Genomic DNA, 16,229 nt, shown 5'->3' on the forward strand with positions numbered 1-16,229 from the left:
CGGCGGCAGCCACCTGCCGATGGTCACGGGGAGGGGCGGTCGCCCGGCTCCACGATGTGCACCTCGACGGCGCGGAACTGCTGCGGGGTGGTCAGCAGCACCGCCTTGGTGGGCTCGCCGACCTCCAGGGCCGGCTCGCGGCGCAGCGCGGCCAGCGCCCGCAGCCGGGGGTCGGCCAGGACGTCGTCCACCAGACCGCGGTCGCCCCCGCTGAACAGCGCCTCGACCCCGCCGGCGTGCGGCGCCAGCACCCGGACGGCGGTCTCGACGGCGGCGTCCACGACCGCGTCGGTCTGGTGGGCGCGGCGCCGGGCGAAGCGCTGCTGCGACCAGCCCCCGGCCGCCGTCCGCCCCTGGACCTGGCGGGCGTCGACCTTGGAGGCCACCAGGTCGCCGCCGTCGAACACGCCGACCGCCCACCGGCCGCGGCGGACCAGCAGCACGGCCGCCCGGTGCGGCACCCGCGCGGCCGCGCTGAACGACGACAGGAGCGCCGGGCCCGCGCGCCAGCCGAACGGCGCCCGCAACACGACCTCGGTGGTGTCCGCGCAGACCACCCGGACACCCTCGCCGGCCGGCTCCACGGTGTCGAAGGTGCCGTGCCTGGCGGCGACGCCGTCCAGCCAGCGGCCCAGGCGCTCGGGCGGGACGCGCAGCTGCCGGCCGCCGCCGGCCGCGGGCCGGGGACGGGTCAGGCGCTGTCCCGGGTGGTGGGCAGCCCGGCGGCGGCCCAGGCCTGGTAGCCCCCGACGACGTCGGTGGCGCGGTGCAGGCCCAGGGTGCGCAGCGAGTCGGCGGCCAGGCTGGAGGCGTACCCCTCGTTGCACAGCACGATCACCTCGACGTCGTGGCCGGTGGCCTCGGGCAGCCGGGCGTCGCTGGCCGGGTCCAGCCGCCACTCGAGCACGTTGCGCTCCACGACCAGGGCGCCGGGCACCTCGCCGTCGGCCTCCCGCTGGGCGACCGGCCGGGTGTCGACCAGCAGGGCACCGGCGGCGACCCGCGCCGCGGCCTCGGCCGGTTCCAGGCGGTCGATCCGGCCGCGCGCCTCGGCGAGCACCGCGTCGATGGACCGGTGCCCAGTCATCGGGCCATCGCCGGCTCGGCGGCGTGCTCGGCGGGCACGTGCAGCAGCCGCTGGCCGGCGGCGACGACCCCCGTGGCCACCGCGGCGGAGACGGTCGCGACCAGGAAGGCGGTGTTGGCCCCGGCGGTGTCGACCAGCTTGCCCGCGGCCGAGGAGCCCAGGGCCACCCCGAGGCCGAGCGCGGTGCCGATCCAGGTGAAGGCCTCGGTGGTGGCCGAGCGCGGGACCAGCACCTCGGCCAGCGTGAAGGAGCTGATGAGGGACGGCGAGACGGCCAGGCCGGCCAGGACCACGAACGGGATGATCAGCCAGATGTCACCGATCAACGCCAGCGGCAGGCTCAGCACGGTCAGCACCGCGAGGGCGACGACCAGCCGGTGCCGCAGCGGGTGGCGCCAGTGCACGCTGCCCCACCCGATGCCGCTGGCCATGGACCCGACCGCGAGCGCGGCGATGAGGACGCCGGACAGCGCCATCGCCTCCTGCTCGTCGGCGTAGGCGACGAGGGCGATCTCCAGACTGCCGAGCACCGCGCCCACCGCGGCGCCGACGACGAAGAGCACCTTCAGGCCGGGCGTGCGGATCGCCGCCGGGCCGGTGCGGGCGGCGTGCCCGTGCGGCGGTGGCTCGGTGCGGCCCTGCGCGGCGAACAGCACGCTGCCGACGACGGCCAGGACGAAGGCGGTGACCACCCCGGAGGTGGCGTGTCCGGTCGTGGACAGGAAGGTGACCAGCACGGGGCCGACGATGAAGACGAACTCGTCGACCACCGACTCCATCGCCAGCGCCGTCGGCAGCCGGTGCGTGCCGCGCAGCAGGTGGGTCCAGCGCACCCGGATCATCGAGGCCACCGGCGGGATGCAGGCGCCGGCCACCCCGGCGGAGGCGAAGACGGTCCACAGCGGCCAGTCGTCCTTGACCGCGGGCAGGAACACGCAGCCGGCGGCGACGAAGACGGCCAGGACCGGCAGCAGCGTGCGGCGCTGGCCGTGGGTGTCGGCCCAGCGCCCCAGCAGCGGACCGGAGACCGCCGTCGTGACCGCCCCGGTGGCCGCGACCGCCCCGCCGAGCCCGTAGCTGCCGGTCTCCGAGGCGATGAGCAGCACCGAGCCCAGGCCGACCATCGACAGCGGCAGCCGGCCGACGAACGCGGCCATCACCATCGGCAGCGTGTGCGGCGTGCGGAGCACGTGGAGGTAGGGAGAGAGCACGAGGGGGACCTGTCGTCTCGGGCGGAGGGGGTCACCGGCTGACCTGCCACGCTAACCGACGGTCGCGACCGGGGCCCGACAGCGCCCGGCTGCGCGCCCGCGCCGTGGCAGGGGCCGGCCCCGCACGCGCCCGCGGCGGGCCCCCCGGGAGGAGGGCCCGCCGCGGCGGGGGCCGGTCAGGACAGCCGGTGCTCCAGGATGGCCAGCTCGTCCCACATGGTGCTGGGCAGCTTGTCCCCGAACTTGTCGAACCACTCGTGGATCTGCGGCACCTCGGCGCGCCACTCGTCCCGGTCCACCGCGAGGGCCTGCTCGACCTGCTCGCGGGTCATGCCCAGGCCGGACACGTCGAGGGAGTCCGGCGTCGGCACGTGCCCGACGGCGGTCTCCTCGGCCGCGGCGGTGCCCTCGAGCCGCTCGACGACCCACTTGAGCACCCGGCTGTTCTCCCCGAACCCGGGCCACAGGAAGCCGCCGTCGGCGTCCCGCCGGAACCAGTTCACGTAGAAGATCTTCGGCAGCTTGGCGGCGTCGTGCTGCTTGCCGGTCTCCACCCAGTGGCCGACGTAGTCGGCGGCGTGGTAGCCGATGAAGGGCAGCATCGCGAACGGGTCGCGGCGGACGACGCCGACGGCACCGGTGGCCGCGGCGGTCGTCTCCGAGGACAGCGTCGCGCCCATGAACACGCCGTGGTTCCAGTCCCGCGCCTCGGTGACCAGCGGGATCGTCGTCTTGCGGCGCCCGCCGAAGAGGATCGCCGAGATCGGCACGCCCTTCGGGTCGGAGTACTCCGGCGCCAGGATCGGGCACTGGGTGATCGGCGTGCAGAAGCGGCTGTTCGGGTGGCTGGAGGGCTCGTCGCTGTCCGGCGTCCAGTCCTGGTGCTTCCAGCTGGTCAGGTGCGCCGGCGGCTCCTCGGTCATCCCCTCCCACCAGATGTCGCCGTCGTCGGTGAGCGCGACGTTGGTGAAGACCGAGTTGCCCTTGTCGATGGTGCGCATCGCGTTGGGGTTGGTGTCCCAGCCGGTGCCCGGGGCGACGCCGAACAGGCCGTACTCCGGGTTCAGCGCGTAGAGCCGGCCGTCCTCGCCGAAGCGCATCCAGGCGATGTCGTCACCGAGGGTCTCCACCCGCCAGCCCGGGATGGTCGGCTCCAGCATCGCCAGGTTGGTCTTGCCGCAGGCGCTCGGGAAGGCGGCCGCGACGTAGTAGGTCTTCTCCTGCGGGCTGACCAGCTTGAGGATCAGCATGTGCTCGGCCAGCCAGCCCTCGTCGCGGGCCATGACCGAGGCGATGCGCAGCGAGTAGCACTTCTTGCCCAGCAGCGCGTTCCCGCCGTAGCCCGAGCCGTAGGACCAGATCATGCGCTCCTCGGGGAAGTGCACGATGTACTTGGTGTCGCTGCACGGCCACGGCACGTCGGCCTGGCCGTCGGCCAGCGGGGCGCCCAGGGAGTGCATGGCCGGCACGAAGGGCCGGTCCTCCCCCATGGCCTCCAGGATGTGGCTGCCGATGCGGGCCATCACCCGCATCGAGACGACGACGTACTCCGAGTCGGTGATCTCCACGCCGAACATCGGGCTCTCGGCCTCGACCGGGCCCATGCAGAACGGGATGACGTACATCGTCCGGCCGCGCATGCACCCGCGGTACAGCTCGGTCATGACCGACTTCATCTCGGCCGGGTCCATCCAGTTGTTGGTGGGACCGGCGTCGGCCTCGTCGACCGAGCAGATGTAGGTGCGGTCCTCGACGCGCGCGACGTCGCTGGGGTCCGAGGCGCACCAGAAGGAGTTCGGCTTCTTCTCCAGGCGGGTGAAGGTGCCGGCGTCGACCAGCTGCCCGGTGAGCCGCTCCCACTCCTCGTCGGTCCCGTCGACCCACACCACCTGGTCCGGCTGCGTCAGCTCCGCCATCTCGCGCACCCACGCCAGCAGGCGGGCGTGGGTGGTCGGGGCGTTCTCGAGACCGGGGGTGGCCACGGAAGTCACGGCGTCTCCATCCTCTGGGTACACCGGTCGGGGGGCCGCCGGCGCGGGTGCTCGTGCTGCTCAGCTGTCGTCGGGACCGCCTGACGCCCGGGGCGCCGGCAGCGGTGCCGGGGTCCGGAAAGCGTACAAGCGGGGAACACGAGTGCAACCGTGAGAGATGTTACGTATAGGACGTCTACCTCGCGGGCCGGAAGTCCAGGAGGGGGTCCGGCGTTGGTCCCGCCCGTGGACACCGCCCCGACGCACCCCGCCCTGCTGACCCCGCTGACGCTGCGGGGGGTCACCCTGCCGAACCGGCTGGTCGTGGCCCCGATGTGCCAGTACACGGTGGCCGACGGCCTGGTCGGCGACTACCACCTGGTGCACCTGGGCCGCTTCGCGCTGGGTGGGTTCGGGCTGGTGGTGGTCGAGGCGACCGCGGTCACGGCCGAGGGCCGGATCAGCCCGGGGGACGTCGGCCTGTGGTCCGACGCCCACGTGCCCGGCCTTGCCCGCGTCGCCGCGTTCCTGCGGGCCCACGGCAGCGTCCCGGCGATCCAGCTGGCGCACGCCGGCGGCAAGGCCAGCACCCAGCGCCCCTGGGACGGCGGCGGCCCGGTGACCCCGGCGAACGCCCGCCCCGGCGACACCCCGTGGCAGGCCGTCTCCCCGAGTGGCGTGCCGATGGGCGAGGGCTGGCCGGCGCCGCACCCGCTGACCGTCGAGGAGATGACCGAGGTGCGCGAGGCCTTCGTGGCCGCCGCCCGCAGGTCGCTCGCGGCCGGATACGAGGTGGTCGAGGTGCACGCCGCGCACGGCTACCTGCTCAACCAGTTCCTCTCCCCGCTGACCAACCGGCGGGACGACGGCTACGGCGGCTCGCTGGAGAACCGCATGCGGTTCCCGCTCGAGGTCGTCGCGGCCGTCCGGGCCGTGTGGCCGGAGGACAGGCCGTTGTTCGTGCGGGTGTCGGCGGTCGACGCCACCGGCGACGGGGTGACGCTGGAGGACACCATCGCCTTCGCCCGGGAGCTGGGGGCACTCGGGGTGGACGCGGTCGACGTCTCCGGCGGCGGCATCGGCGCGGGCTGGAAGCACCCGATCGGCTACGGCTACCAGGTGCCCTTCGCCGCGACCATCCGCGAGCGGACCGGCGTGCCCACCATGGCCGTGGGACTGCTGGTCGACCCGCAGCAGGCCGAGGCGGTCGTCGCCGGCGGCTCGGCCGACCTGGTCGCCGTGGCCCGCGAGGCGCAGGACGACCCGAACTTCGCCGTCCACGCCGCCCGGGAGCTCACCGCCGGCTACGACGCCTACCCCGTCCAGGCCGGGCCGCGGCTGGCCTCGCGCGAGCGACTGCTCGCCCGGCTGGGCCCGTGGACCGGCCCGGACCCGGTCCAGGTCACCAGCCCCGGCTGACCGGCCCAGCCGTCCTCCCGCGGGCGCACGGCACGCGACGGGGACCCACCGGCCGCCGGGCCGGGGTGCCACGGCGCGCGGCTGGGGCGAGGGGTTGGCGCACGGCCCTCCCGGGCACGACGGGGCCATGAGCGTGACCGACCCCGACGTCCCCGACCCGCTGAACGACCCGCGCACCACCCAGGCCGACCCCGGTGCCCACGGGCAGGGCGAGGACCTCGCCTCCACCGCGGACGACCCCTCGGCCACCGGCGAGGACGAGCTCGTCGCCGGGCGGGACGCCGCCGACGACGCCGGCGGCGGGGACGTCACGGGGACCGCGCCCGGACCCAGCATGGTCGAGGACGAGGGCTTCGGCCCGCCCGTGGTCGGCGGGGCGTTCTCCGAGGCCCCGGACACCTGAGCGCCGACGGCGTGGGCCGTTTCGGCCGCCGCCGACCGGGCACCCCCGTCACCCCACAGTCCGCAGGCGAGGAGGCACACCATGGCCACCGGTGAGACCGGCTTCGAGGACGTCACCTACGACCTCATCTCCGTGCAGTACCACTCGCTCAAGGCCGGGCACGACTACGGCCAGTACGTCCGTGACGCGGAGAACGCCGGCCTGCAGGACGTCGCCGGCTTCTTCCGCGAGGTGATGGAGCAGGACAGCGCGCGGGCCCGCCGCTGCCACGAGCTCCTCCGGCAGATCTCCGGCACCGAGCAGGGCGGCCCCGCCACCCAGTAGCGGCATCATGACGCCGTGATCCGGACGCCGCTCACCCGCAGGTTCGGCCTGACCGCACCGGTCGTCGGGGCCCCGATGGCCGGTGTGGCCGGCGGCTCGCTCGCCCGGGCCGTGTCGCTCGGCGGGGGCCTGGGGATGGTCGGCGTGGGCAACGCCGCCACCCCGGAGTTCGTCGCCGAACAGGCCGCCGTCCCGGCCGCCGACGGCCTGCCGTTCGGCATCGGCCTGATGGCCTGGGCGCTGGTCGAACGGCCCGAGCTGCTCGACGCCGCCGTCGCCGCGGGCCCGGTGCTGGTGTCGGTGTCCTTCGGCGACGTCACCCCCACCACCCGGCTGCTGCACGAGGCCGGCATCGCGGTGGTCACCCAGGTGAACACCGCCGACGACGCCCGCCGCGCCCTGGACGCCGGCGTCGACCTGCTGGTCGCGCAGGGCACCGAGGCCGGCGGGCACACCGGGCACCGGGCCACGCTGCCGCTCCTGCAGGAGGTGCTCGCCCTCGCCGACCGCCCGGTGCTGGCCGCCGGTGGCATCGCCACCGGGGCCGGGGTGGCCGCCGCACTGGCGGCCGGTGCCGCCGGGGTGTGGATCGGCACCCCGCTGCTGGCCTGCCCCGAGGCACTGAACTCCCCCGCCGCCCGGGCCCGCGTGTGCGCGGCCACCGGTGAGGACACCGTGCTCACCCGCGCCTTCGACGTCGCGCAGGGGCTGGCCTGGCCCGAGCGCTGGCCGGGCCGGGCCCTGGTCAACGACTTCAGCCGCGAGTGGCACGGCCGGGAGGCCGAGCTGGCCGCCGACCCGGACGCCCGGCGCCGGGTGGTCGAGGCGCGGCGGACCGGTGACCTGTCCGCCGCCCCGCTCTACGCCGGGGAGTCCGTCGGGCTGGTCACCGCCGAGCGGCCCGCCGCCGACGTCGTCCGGCAGCTGGCCGCCGACGCCGAGCGGGCGCTGCGCGCGGCGGCGGACCTGCTGGCCTGACCCGGCCTCCTCCCCTGTCCGCCGCGATCACGGCGCCGGGACCACCCCGGGGCGCCGGGACGTGGTCACGGCGCCGTGATCGTCGGGGATCGAGGGTCAGCGCACGCCCATGAGGTCGACGACGAAGACCAGCGTCGCGCCGGGCTTGATGACCCCGCCGGCGCCGCGCTCGCCGTAGGCCTTGTGCGCGGGGATGGTCAGCCGGCGGCGGCCGCCCACCCGCATGCCGGCGATGCCCTCGTCCCAGCCCTGGATGACCATCCCGACGCCGAGCCGGAACTCCAGCGGGTCGCCGCGGTCCCAGGAGGCGTCGAACTGCTCGCCGCCGTCGTGGGTGACGCCGACGTAGTGGGCGCTGACCAGGTCACCGGCCTTGGCCTCCGGACCGTCGCCGACGGTGATGTCCTCCGTCACCAGGTCGTCGGGGGCCGGGCCGGTCGGCGGCTCGACGTCGGGGCGGGCGGGCTGGGACATCGGGTCTCCTCGCGGTCGTGCCGGGTGCGTCCCGACCATCCAAACAGCGGTCCCGCGGACCTGCTCAGCGGCCGCCGGCGACGTCGAGCAGGCTGCCGGTGCAGTAGCCGGCGTCCTCCCCCAGCAGCCAGACGACGGCGGCCGCGACCTCCTCCGCGGTGCCGGCGCGGCCCATCGGCACCGCGGGCCCCAGCCGGTCGACCCGGTCGGGCTGCCCGCCGCTGGCGTGGATGTCGGTGTCGATGATCCCGGGGCGGACGACGTTGACCCGGACGCCCTCGGCGGCCACCTCGCGGGCCAGCCCGACGCCGAGGGTGTCGACGGCGCCCTTGCTGGCGGCGTAGTCGACGTACTCCCCCGGCGAGCCGAGCCGGCTGGCGGCCGAGGAGACCAGCACGATCGGGCCGCCGGGGCCGCCGTGCCGGGTGGACATCCGGCGCACGGCCTCCCGGCAGCACAGGATGGCGCCGAGGACGTTGACGGCGAGCACCCGCTGCACCCGCTCGGCGGTGAGCTCGTCCACCCGTGCCCGCTGCCCGACGATGCCGGCGTTGGCGACCAGCCCGGTCACCGGGCCCAGGGTGGTCTCCGCGTCGGCGAAGGCGTCCAGCACGTCGTCCTCGACCGAGACGTCGGCGCGTGCGGCCATCGCCTGCCCGCCCGCCGCCACGATGTCGCCCACGACCTCGGCGGCGGCTCGCGCGTCGTCCTGGAACGTCAGGGCCACCGACCAGCCCGCCGCCGCGGCGGCGCGGGCGGTGGCCGCCCCGATGCCGCGGCTGCCGCCGGTCACGAGGAGCACACCAGGGGGCACGGTCGGGGACCGTAGCGCGGTGTGCGCGGCGCCGGTGCCCGTGCTGGGGTGGTCCGGTGACCCCCGAGCAGCCCGCCTGGTGGACCCGCGCCGTCGTCTACCAGGTCTACCCGCGCTCCTTCCAGGACTCCGACGGCGACGGCATCGGTGACCTCGGCGGCGTCCTGCGGCGCGTCGACCACCTGGCCGACCTGGGCGTCGGCGTCGTGTGGCTCTCGCCGGTGTACCGCTCGCCGATGGCCGACAACGGCTACGACATCAGTGACTACACCGACGTCGACCCGCTGTTCGGCACGCTGGCGCAGCTCGACGAGCTGATCGCCGCCCTGCACGCCCGCGGGATCAGGCTGCTGATGGACTTGGTGGTCAACCACACCAGTGACGAGCACCCGTGGTTCGTGGAGTCCCGGGCGTCGCCGGACTCCCCGAAGCGGGACTGGTACTGGTGGCGCCCGCCGCGGGAGGGCATGGCGGCCGGCCAGCCGGGTGCGGAGCCGACCAACTGGCACTCCTTCTTCTCCGGGCCGACGTGGGAGCTCGACGAGGCCAGCGGCGAGTACTACCTGCACCTGTTCGACCGCAAGCAGCCCGACCTCAACTGGGAGAACCGCGAGGTCCGCCAGGCGGTGTACGCGATGATGCGCTGGTGGCTCGACCGCGGGGTCGACGGCTTCCGCATGGACGTCATCAACATGATCAGCAAGGCCGTCGGCCCGGACGGGTCGCTGCCCGACGGGCCGCCGCTCCCGGGGCTGCCCCACGGCGACGGGACGCCGCACTTCCTCGACGGCCCGCGGGTCCACGAGTACCTGCAGGAGATGCACCGCGAGGTGTTCACCGGCCGGCGGGAGTCGCTGCTGCTCGTCGGCGAGATGCCGGGCGTGACCGTGGAGCAGGCCCGGCTGTACACCGACCCCGCGCGGGGCGAGGTGGACATGGTGTTCCAGTTCGAGCACGTGCAGCTGGACGTCGACGGCTCCAAGTGGCGCCCGCGGCCGCTGCGGATGCGCGACCTCAAGGCCTCCCTCGGCCGCTGGCAGGCCGGGCTGGCCGACGTGGGGTGGAACAGCCTCTACTGGGACAACCACGACCAGCCGCGGGCGGTGTCCCGCTTCGGTGACGACTCGCCCCGGTACCGGCGGGACTCCGCGACCTGCCTGGCCACCCTGCTGCACCTGCACCGGGGGACGCCCTACGTCTACCAGGGCGAGGAGCTGGGCATGGCCAACGCCCCGTTCGGGAGCATCGACGACTTCCGGGACGTCGAGTCGCTGGGCCACTTCGCGCAGGCGACGGCGCACGGCGAGGACCCGGAGCAGGTGCTGGCCGCGCTGCGGACGATGAGCCGGGACAACGCGCGGACGCCGGTGCAGTGGGACGCCTCGCCGCACGCCGGCTTCACCACCGGCACGCCGTGGATCGGCGTCAACCCCGACCACACCGAGTGGAACGCCGAGGCCCAGCGCCGGGACCCGACGTCGGTGCTCGCCCACCACCGGCGGCTGGTCGCCCTGCGGCACGACGAGCCGGTGGTCGCCCTCGGCGACTTCACCATGCTGCTGCCGGAGCACGAGGAGCTCTACGCGTTCACCCGCAGCCTGGACGGCGACACGCTGCTCGTCGTGTGCAACCTGGGCGGCCAGGAGCACCCGCTCGGCGAGCTGCTGCCGCAGGCCGTGGGCGCGGAGCCGGTGCTCGGCAACCTGCCCGGGGGCGACCCCGCCGTGCTGCGGCCGTGGGAGGCCCGGGTGCTGCGCACCTGACCGCTCGGGGCGCAGCCGCGGTGATCAGCCGCTACTGTCCGGGACTCCGGCGAGGGGGCCGGTCACCGCGAGGAGGCTCGATGGGCGCGACGAGGCGACGGGTCAGGGGAGCGGTGGCCGCGGTCGGCGCCGGCGTGCTGGTGGCCGGCTGCGGGTCCGGCGACTCCGGCGGCGGCGAGGACGGCGGCCTGCTGACCGTCTGGACCCTGGAGAACCTGCCCGACCGGGTGGCCGCGCAGGAGGAGATCGCCGCGGCGTTCACCGAGAGCAGCGGCGTGGAGGTCGAGCTGGTCGCCGTCGACCCCAACCAGTTCAACCAGCTGCTCACCTCCTCGGCCGCGGCAGGGGAGCTGCCCGACGTCGTGGGCGCGCTGCCGCTGGCCGGCGTGCAGCTGCTGTCGACCAACGAGCTGCTCGACACCGACGCCACGGCCTCGATCGTCGAGGGGCTGGGCGCCGACACGTTCTCCGAGCGGGCCCTGGAGCTCACCCGGGACGGCGACACGCAGCTCGCCGTCCCCAGCGACGGCTGGGCACAGCTGCTCGTCTACCGCCAGGACCTGTTCGACGCCGCGGGGCTGGCGCCGCCGGAGACCTACGAGGACATCCTGGCCGCCGCCCAGGCGCTGGACACCCCCGAGCGGGCCGGCTTCGTCGGGGCCACGGTGCCCAACGACGCCTTCACCCAGCAGACCTTCGAGCACCTGGCCCTAGGCAACGGCTGCGAGCTGGTGGACGACGCCGGCGAGGTCACCCTGGACAGCGACGCGTGCGTGGCCTCCTTCGAGTTCTACGACCGGCTGATCAGCGACCACTCCGTGGCGGGGGCGCAGGACGTCGACACCACCCGCGCGGCCTACTTCGCCGGGCAGGCGGCCATGGTCGTGTGGTCGTCGTTCATCCTCGACGAGATGGCCGGGCTGCGAGCCGACGCGGCGCCGACCTGCCCGGAGTGCGCTGGCAACCCGGCCTTCCTCGCGGAGAACAGCGGCGTGGTGACCGCCATCTCCGGCCCGGACGGCGACGGCGCGGCCCAGTTCGGCGAGATCGTCTCCTGGGCGGTGACCGCGGACGCGCAGGCCGCCGCGGCCGACTTCGTCAGCTACATGCTCGAGGACGGCTACGAGCAGTGGCTCGGCTTCTCCCCCGAGGGCAAGGTGCCGACCCGGTCGGGCACGGCCGAGGAACCGACGCGGTTCATCGACGCCTGGGCCACGCTGCCGGCCGGCGTGGACACCAAGGCGCCGCTGTCGGACCTCTACTCCCCCGAGGTCCTGGAGGCCGTGCGCACCGCGCCGGACACCATCTCCCCGTGGGGCATCCCGCAGGGGCAGGGCGCCCTGGTCGGGGCGGCGCTGGGCGAGCTGCCCGTCCCGCAGGCGATCGCCGCCATGACCGGCGGCGAGGTCGACCCGCCCGGGGCGGCGCAGCAGGCGGCCGACGCGCTGCGCGAGATCGCCGCCTCGCTGGAGTGAGCAGGGCCCTGGAGTGAGCAGGGTGTCGTCCCCCCGCGCGGCGCAGTCGGCGGGGGCCGGCCGCGGGACGCTGCGGTGGCGTGAGGCGCGGACCGGGCTGGCCCTCATCTCGCCGACCGTCGTCCTCGTGCTGGTGCTCGTGGTGCTGCCCATCCTGTGGACGGTGCTGCTGGCCTTCCAGGACCTGCGGCTGATCCGGCTGCGCAGCGCCGGGCTGTTCGGGGACCTCACCGTCGAGAACTTCGCCGACGTGTTCGGCTCCCCCGGCTTCTGGCAGGCGCTGGTCACCACGCTGGTCTACGCCGGGTGCGGCACGGCGGCGTCCGTCGGGCTGGGGCTGGTCGCGGCGCTGGCGCTGCGCCGTCCCTTCCGGGGGCGGGGGTTCGTCCGCGCGTCGCTGCTGCTGCCCTACGTGGCGCCGGTCGTGGCCGCCACCTTCGTCTGGGGCGTGATGCTCAACCCCCAGTTCGGCATCGTGAACGAGGTCGGCACCGGGGTGCTCGGCTGGGACGAGCCGATCCCCTTCCTGACCGACCGCCCGACCGCGCTGGTCACCGTCATCGTGTTCGAGATGTGGCGGTCCTTCCCGTTCGCCTTCCTCTTCCTCACCGCCCGGCTGCAGGCCGCCCCGGCGTCGCTGGAGGAGGCCGCGCGGGTGGACGGCGCCACCCCGACGCAGGTGTTCCGGCACATCACGCTGCCCCAGCTGATGCCGACGATCGCGGTGCTGGCGCTGCTGCGCTTCATCTGGACGTTCAACAACTTCGACGACATCTACCTGCTCACCGGCGGCGGGGCCGGCACCGAGGTGATCAGCGTGCGGGTCTTCGACTACCTGGTCAGCCGCGGGGACATCGGCGCGGCGTCCGCGCAGGCGCTGGTGCTCTCCGTCGTGCTGCTGGTCCTGGTCACGGTGTACTACCGGTTCGCGGCGAAGGACGAGGTCGCCTGATGACCCGGATGGTGACGGCGCCGCCGGAGACGCCGGCCGCCGCGGCCGACACCCGCCCCTCCCGGGCCCCCACCGGGCCGGGCTGGTCGCGCACCACCGTGGAGACCCGGGTGCTCGGCGTGCTGCGCTGGGTGGTGATCGTCGGGCTGGCGGTGTTCACGCTGTTCCCCTTCTACTACATGGTCCTGCTGTCGCTGCGGGACCTCAGCTCGCTGCTGCAGGACCCGGGACGGCTGTGGCCGGCGCTGTCGGAGCTGACCGTCGACACCTACCGCGACGTGCTGGCCCCCACCGGGTCCGGCGGGCAGGGCTTCCTGCGGTTGATGCTCAACAGCGGCCTGGTCGCGCTCGGCACGGTCGCGGTGACGCTGGTCTTCGCCGTCCTGGGCAGCTACGCCATCGCCCGGCTGCGCTTCCCCGGCCGCCGCCGGATCAGCGTGCTGTTCCTCGCCGTCTACCTGTTCCCCAGCATCCTGCTCGCCGTCCCGCTGTTCGTGTTCTTCACCCGGCTCGGGCTGCGCGGCGCCCTGGCCCCGCTGGTGCTGGTGTACGTGTCCCAGACGATCGCGGTCGCCATCTACACGCTGCGCAACTACTTCCAGACCGTGCCGGCCAGCATCGAGGAGGCCGCGGCCGTGGACGGCGCCACCCGGTTCACCGTCCTGCGGCGGATCACCCTGCCGCTGGCGGCACCGGCGATCCTGTCCAACGCGCTGTTCGTGTTCATGATCGCGTGGAACGAGTTCCTGTTCGCCCTGCTCTTCCTCGTGGAGGACCGGGACCGCTGGACGGTGTCCCTGGGGCTGTCCCAGCTCGCGGGCAGCATCGAGATCCCGACGACGGTGCTCATGGCCGGGTCGGTGATCCTGACGCTGCCGATCGTCGTCCTCTTCTTCGCCACCGAGCGGCTGCTCACCGGCGGGCTGACCGCCGGCGCCGAGAAGGGCTGAGCCGGTTCACCAACTCACTGCCCTTCTCCGGACCGCTGAGAAGCCACTGGCCAGCAGCCACAGGAGGAGGCACGACAGGAGCGCTGGTCCAGCCTCGTCTGAGATGCCGAGCCTTGCGTCGTTTCTCATGGTTTACTATGTCGCCGTAAACCAGCGGAAAGGCCGCAAGCATGCTCGTACCCGGTGACAACCCGTATACGCCTAACGCCGGCGCGCGACCGCTCGTGCTGGCCGGACGTGCCGGCCAAGAGGCCTCGTTCGGATACCTGCTCACTCGGCTGAACCGACGGGAGACCTCGCAGAGCCTTCTAGGGCCTGTCCCGCGGATCATGCGCGGAGCCAGAGCACCGCGCTGACCAGCAGCAGCGTGGCCCGGTAGTAGGCGGCCCGCTTGGCGTAGCGGGTGGCCAGGGCGCGGAACTGCTTGAGCCGGTTGAAGCACCGCTCGACGACGTTGCGCTGCTTGTATCGGTCGCGGTCGAACTTCGGCGGTCGCCCGCCGGCCGACCCTCGGGAGCGCCGGTGCGCCCGCTGGTCGCGCTTCTCCGGGATCGTGTGCGCGATCCCGCGGCGGCGCAGCGCCCGTCGGGTGGAGGGATGGGAGTAGGCCTTGTCAGCGATCAGGTGATCGGGGCGCTTGCGCGGCCGCCCGGGGCCGACGCGGGGCACCCGGATCCCGTCGAGCAAGGGCAGCAGCTGCGGGTTGTCCCCGGCCTGACCGGGCGTGCAGAGCACCGACAGCGGCAGCCCACGCCCATCCACGGCCAGATGGATCTTGCTGGTCAGCCCGCCCCGGGAGCGGCCGAGCGCCTCGCCGTCAACGGCGAGCGCCTCGACCGGGTCGCTGCAGCCCCCTTTTTCCGGGCGCCAGCGGCGTGCTGGTGCGCCCGAACTGAGGAGGAGTCCACGCTGATCGTCCACTCCACCACGCTGACGGCGTCATCCTTGACTACCACCTGGGTGAGGATGCGGTCCCAGGTGCCATCGGCGGTCCACTTGCGCAGCCGCTCGTGCACGGTCTTCCACGGCCCGTAGCGCTCGGGCAGATCCCGCCACGGCACGCCGGTCTTGGCCTGCCACAGGATGCCGTTGATCACCTGCCGGTGATCGCGCCACCGCCCACCCCGACCACCGGTCGCCGGCAGCAGCGGCTCGATCCGGGCCCAGGCGGCGTCGGTGAGTTCATGTCGGCCGACCACGGACCAAGCCTGAATCACACCGATGCAAGATCGCCAGGACAGGGCCTAGTCACCGGCCTCCGCGGAGTGGGCAAGACCGTCCTGCTTAACAGGTTCAGCGAGATCGCCGAACAACAGGAGTGGATTGTCGTTGAGGGCGAGGTCACCAAGAACACCAACTTCACTGCCCTCCTCCTCCGACTGACCCGTCGAGCCCTGCTAACGCTCGACGCCCCTAGCCGTTGGAGTGGGTTCGGCAAGAAGTGCGCCGCAGCGCTGAGAGGGCTCACCCTCAATGCGAGCGTCGACGGCACCATGGGCATCAGTTGGGCCGGTTTCCCGGACCCGGAGCCAGGCATCGCTGACTCTGGCGATCTCACCATGGACATGACCGACGTCATCGTCACGCTAGGTCAGGCAGCAGCTGAGCGGGGACGTGGTGTGATCTTCCTACTCGATGAGCTTCAGTTTGCACCCGCGGAACCGCTCGGAGCCTTCATCACTGCGCTTCACAAGGTTGTGCAGCGCCGGCTCCCCGTTACCTGCGTAGGGGCTGGACTCCCGATGCTTCCCGAGTTGGCCGGTGAGGCGAAGTCATACGCTGAGCGCCTCTTCACGAACTCGCTCATCGGCCCGCTGGCACCGAGCGAGGCGGAATACGCCATCACCAAGCCCGCCCACGAGCGTGGCGTCAACTACGAGCCCGCCGCCGTCCAGCACATGATCAACTTTACCGAAGGGTATCCGTTCTTCCTTCAGGTCTTCGGCAGCATTGTCTGGTCGACAGCACAGGGATCTGACCTAGTCACCGCTGACGACGTTCAACGTGCTGAGGCGATCGTCCGCGACGAGCTAGACACTAGCTTCTTCAAGGCACGAGTTGGGGGCGTGACTGACGCTCAACGCCGGTACCTGCGCGCCTTGGCCGAAGCGGGTGAAGCCGAGGTCCCTACCGGCGACGTCGCTGCCACCCTCGGGCTTCGGTCTTCGACGCAGACGGGCACGGTGCGGGAGGCGCTGATCCGCCGAGGCCTCGTCTACTCACCCCGGCTCGGGTACACGGCCTTCACCGTCCCCCAGTTCGGCGACTACATGCGACGTCATTTTCAATTGGAACCGCATGAACCCACTCGCCGGCCACGGAATCGTAGACAGCCGCCCGCCGCCTAGAGGCCCTGCCTTCTACGCCCCCTGAACGGGCTGACCGCCGGCGCGGAGAAGGGCTGAGCCC

At 73.5% G+C, this 16,229-nt stretch carries 16 protein-coding genes; 9 read left to right on the forward strand and 7 right to left on the reverse strand.

What is annotated here, in order from left to right; translation table 11 throughout:
- Positions 1-23 precede the first annotated feature (23 nt).
- The 4 genes from RTG05_RS21030 to RTG05_RS21045 all read right to left on the reverse strand — a co-directional run bounded on the left by RTG05_RS21030 (position 24) and on the right by RTG05_RS21045 (position 4,289).
- On the reverse strand, positions 24-734 hold the full coding sequence (locus RTG05_RS21030) for an acVLRF1 family peptidyl-tRNA hydrolase (RefSeq protein ID WP_315912596.1): 711 nt from the start codon (positions 732-734) through the stop codon (positions 24-26).
- Positions 692-1,087, reverse strand: coding sequence for a rhodanese-like domain-containing protein (locus RTG05_RS21035; RefSeq protein ID WP_166526734.1), 396 nt, complete (start codon positions 1,085-1,087; stop codon positions 692-694). The genes RTG05_RS21030 and RTG05_RS21035 overlap by 43 nt, the downstream gene beginning before the upstream one ends.
- Positions 1,084-2,298, reverse strand: a complete 1,215-nt coding sequence (locus RTG05_RS21040) for an MFS transporter (protein ID WP_166526735.1) — start codon at positions 2,296-2,298, stop codon at positions 1,084-1,086. The genes RTG05_RS21035 and RTG05_RS21040 overlap by 4 nt, the downstream gene beginning before the upstream one ends.
- Positions 2,299-2,474: 176 nt before the next feature.
- A complete protein-coding gene (locus RTG05_RS21045; RefSeq protein ID WP_166526736.1) occupies positions 2,475-4,289 on the reverse strand; it encodes a phosphoenolpyruvate carboxykinase (GTP) in 1,815 nt (604 codons plus the stop codon).
- Between the two features lie 225 nt (positions 4,290-4,514).
- Between RTG05_RS21045 and RTG05_RS21050 the strand changes: the two genes are divergently transcribed.
- The 4 genes from RTG05_RS21050 (at position 4,515) to RTG05_RS21065 (ending at position 7,392) form a co-directional block, all read left to right on the forward strand.
- The gene (locus RTG05_RS21050) at positions 4,515-5,687 is read left to right on the forward strand and encodes an NADH:flavin oxidoreductase/NADH oxidase (protein ID WP_166526737.1); all 1,173 of its coding nucleotides are present in this window, start codon (positions 4,515-4,517) and stop codon (positions 5,685-5,687) included.
- Positions 5,688-5,814: 127 nt separating this feature from the next.
- Positions 5,815-6,090, forward strand: a complete 276-nt coding sequence (locus RTG05_RS21055; protein WP_315912109.1) for a hypothetical protein — start codon at positions 5,815-5,817, stop codon at positions 6,088-6,090.
- A gap of 81 nt (positions 6,091-6,171) precedes the next feature.
- Positions 6,172-6,414 (forward strand): acyl carrier protein, encoded by a 243-nt coding sequence (locus RTG05_RS21060; protein WP_166526738.1) that lies wholly within the window; start codon positions 6,172-6,174, stop codon positions 6,412-6,414.
- 15 nt (positions 6,415-6,429) lie between these two features.
- Positions 6,430-7,392, forward strand: coding sequence for an NAD(P)H-dependent flavin oxidoreductase (locus RTG05_RS21065; protein WP_166526739.1), 963 nt, complete (start codon positions 6,430-6,432; stop codon positions 7,390-7,392).
- Between the two features lie 96 nt (positions 7,393-7,488).
- On the opposite strand, the gene RTG05_RS21070 is transcribed toward RTG05_RS21065, so the two are convergent.
- Both RTG05_RS21070 and RTG05_RS21075 read right to left on the reverse strand, forming a co-directional pair.
- Positions 7,489-7,866 (reverse strand): FKBP-type peptidyl-prolyl cis-trans isomerase, encoded by a 378-nt coding sequence (locus RTG05_RS21070; RefSeq protein WP_166526740.1) that lies wholly within the window; start codon positions 7,864-7,866, stop codon positions 7,489-7,491.
- A gap of 64 nt (positions 7,867-7,930) precedes the next feature.
- On the reverse strand, positions 7,931-8,680 hold the full coding sequence (locus RTG05_RS21075; RefSeq protein ID WP_315912110.1) for an SDR family oxidoreductase: 750 nt from the start codon (positions 8,678-8,680) through the stop codon (positions 7,931-7,933).
- 56 nt (positions 8,681-8,736) lie between these two features.
- Between RTG05_RS21075 and RTG05_RS21080 the strand changes: the two genes are divergently transcribed.
- The 4 genes from RTG05_RS21080 to RTG05_RS21095 all read left to right on the forward strand — a co-directional run bounded on the left by RTG05_RS21080 (position 8,737) and on the right by RTG05_RS21095 (position 13,820).
- The gene (locus tag RTG05_RS21080) at positions 8,737-10,443 is read left to right on the forward strand and encodes a glycoside hydrolase family 13 protein (protein ID WP_166526741.1); all 1,707 of its coding nucleotides are present in this window, start codon (positions 8,737-8,739) and stop codon (positions 10,441-10,443) included.
- 80 nt (positions 10,444-10,523) lie between these two features.
- Positions 10,524-11,918: an ABC transporter substrate-binding protein gene (locus RTG05_RS21085; protein ID WP_166526742.1), complete on the forward strand. Its 1,395-nt coding sequence runs from the start codon at positions 10,524-10,526 to the stop codon at positions 11,916-11,918.
- A gap of 22 nt (positions 11,919-11,940) precedes the next feature.
- Positions 11,941-12,870, forward strand: coding sequence for a carbohydrate ABC transporter permease (locus tag RTG05_RS21090; protein ID WP_166526743.1), 930 nt, complete (start codon positions 11,941-11,943; stop codon positions 12,868-12,870).
- Positions 12,870-13,820 carry a carbohydrate ABC transporter permease gene (locus RTG05_RS21095; protein WP_208104697.1) on the forward strand — a complete coding sequence of 317 codons (951 nt, stop codon included), beginning with the start codon at positions 12,870-12,872 and terminating at the stop codon, positions 13,818-13,820. Before RTG05_RS21090 ends, RTG05_RS21095 begins: the two co-directional genes overlap by 1 nt.
- Positions 13,821-14,147: 327 nt before the next feature.
- Here the strand turns inward: RTG05_RS21095 and RTG05_RS21100 are convergent.
- Positions 14,148-15,019 (reverse strand): IS5 family transposase gene (locus tag RTG05_RS21100; RefSeq protein ID WP_396349614.1). Its coding sequence is split into 2 segments (ribosomal slippage): positions 14,148-14,647 and positions 14,647-15,019, totalling 873 coding nucleotides; the frame shifts between segments, so codons are not numbered across the junction.
- On the opposite strand from RTG05_RS21100, the gene RTG05_RS21105 reads away from it, so the two are divergent.
- On the forward strand, positions 15,005-16,168 hold the full coding sequence (locus RTG05_RS21105; protein WP_166526744.1) for an ATP-binding protein: 1,164 nt from the start codon (positions 15,005-15,007) through the stop codon (positions 16,166-16,168). The genes RTG05_RS21100 and RTG05_RS21105 overlap by 15 nt on opposite strands.
- The last annotated feature ends 61 nt before the right edge of the window (positions 16,169-16,229 follow it).

The organism is Geodermatophilus sp. DSM 44513, assembly GCF_032460525.1.
In the GTDB taxonomy this organism is placed as follows: Bacteria; Actinomycetota; Actinomycetes; order Mycobacteriales; family Geodermatophilaceae; genus Geodermatophilus.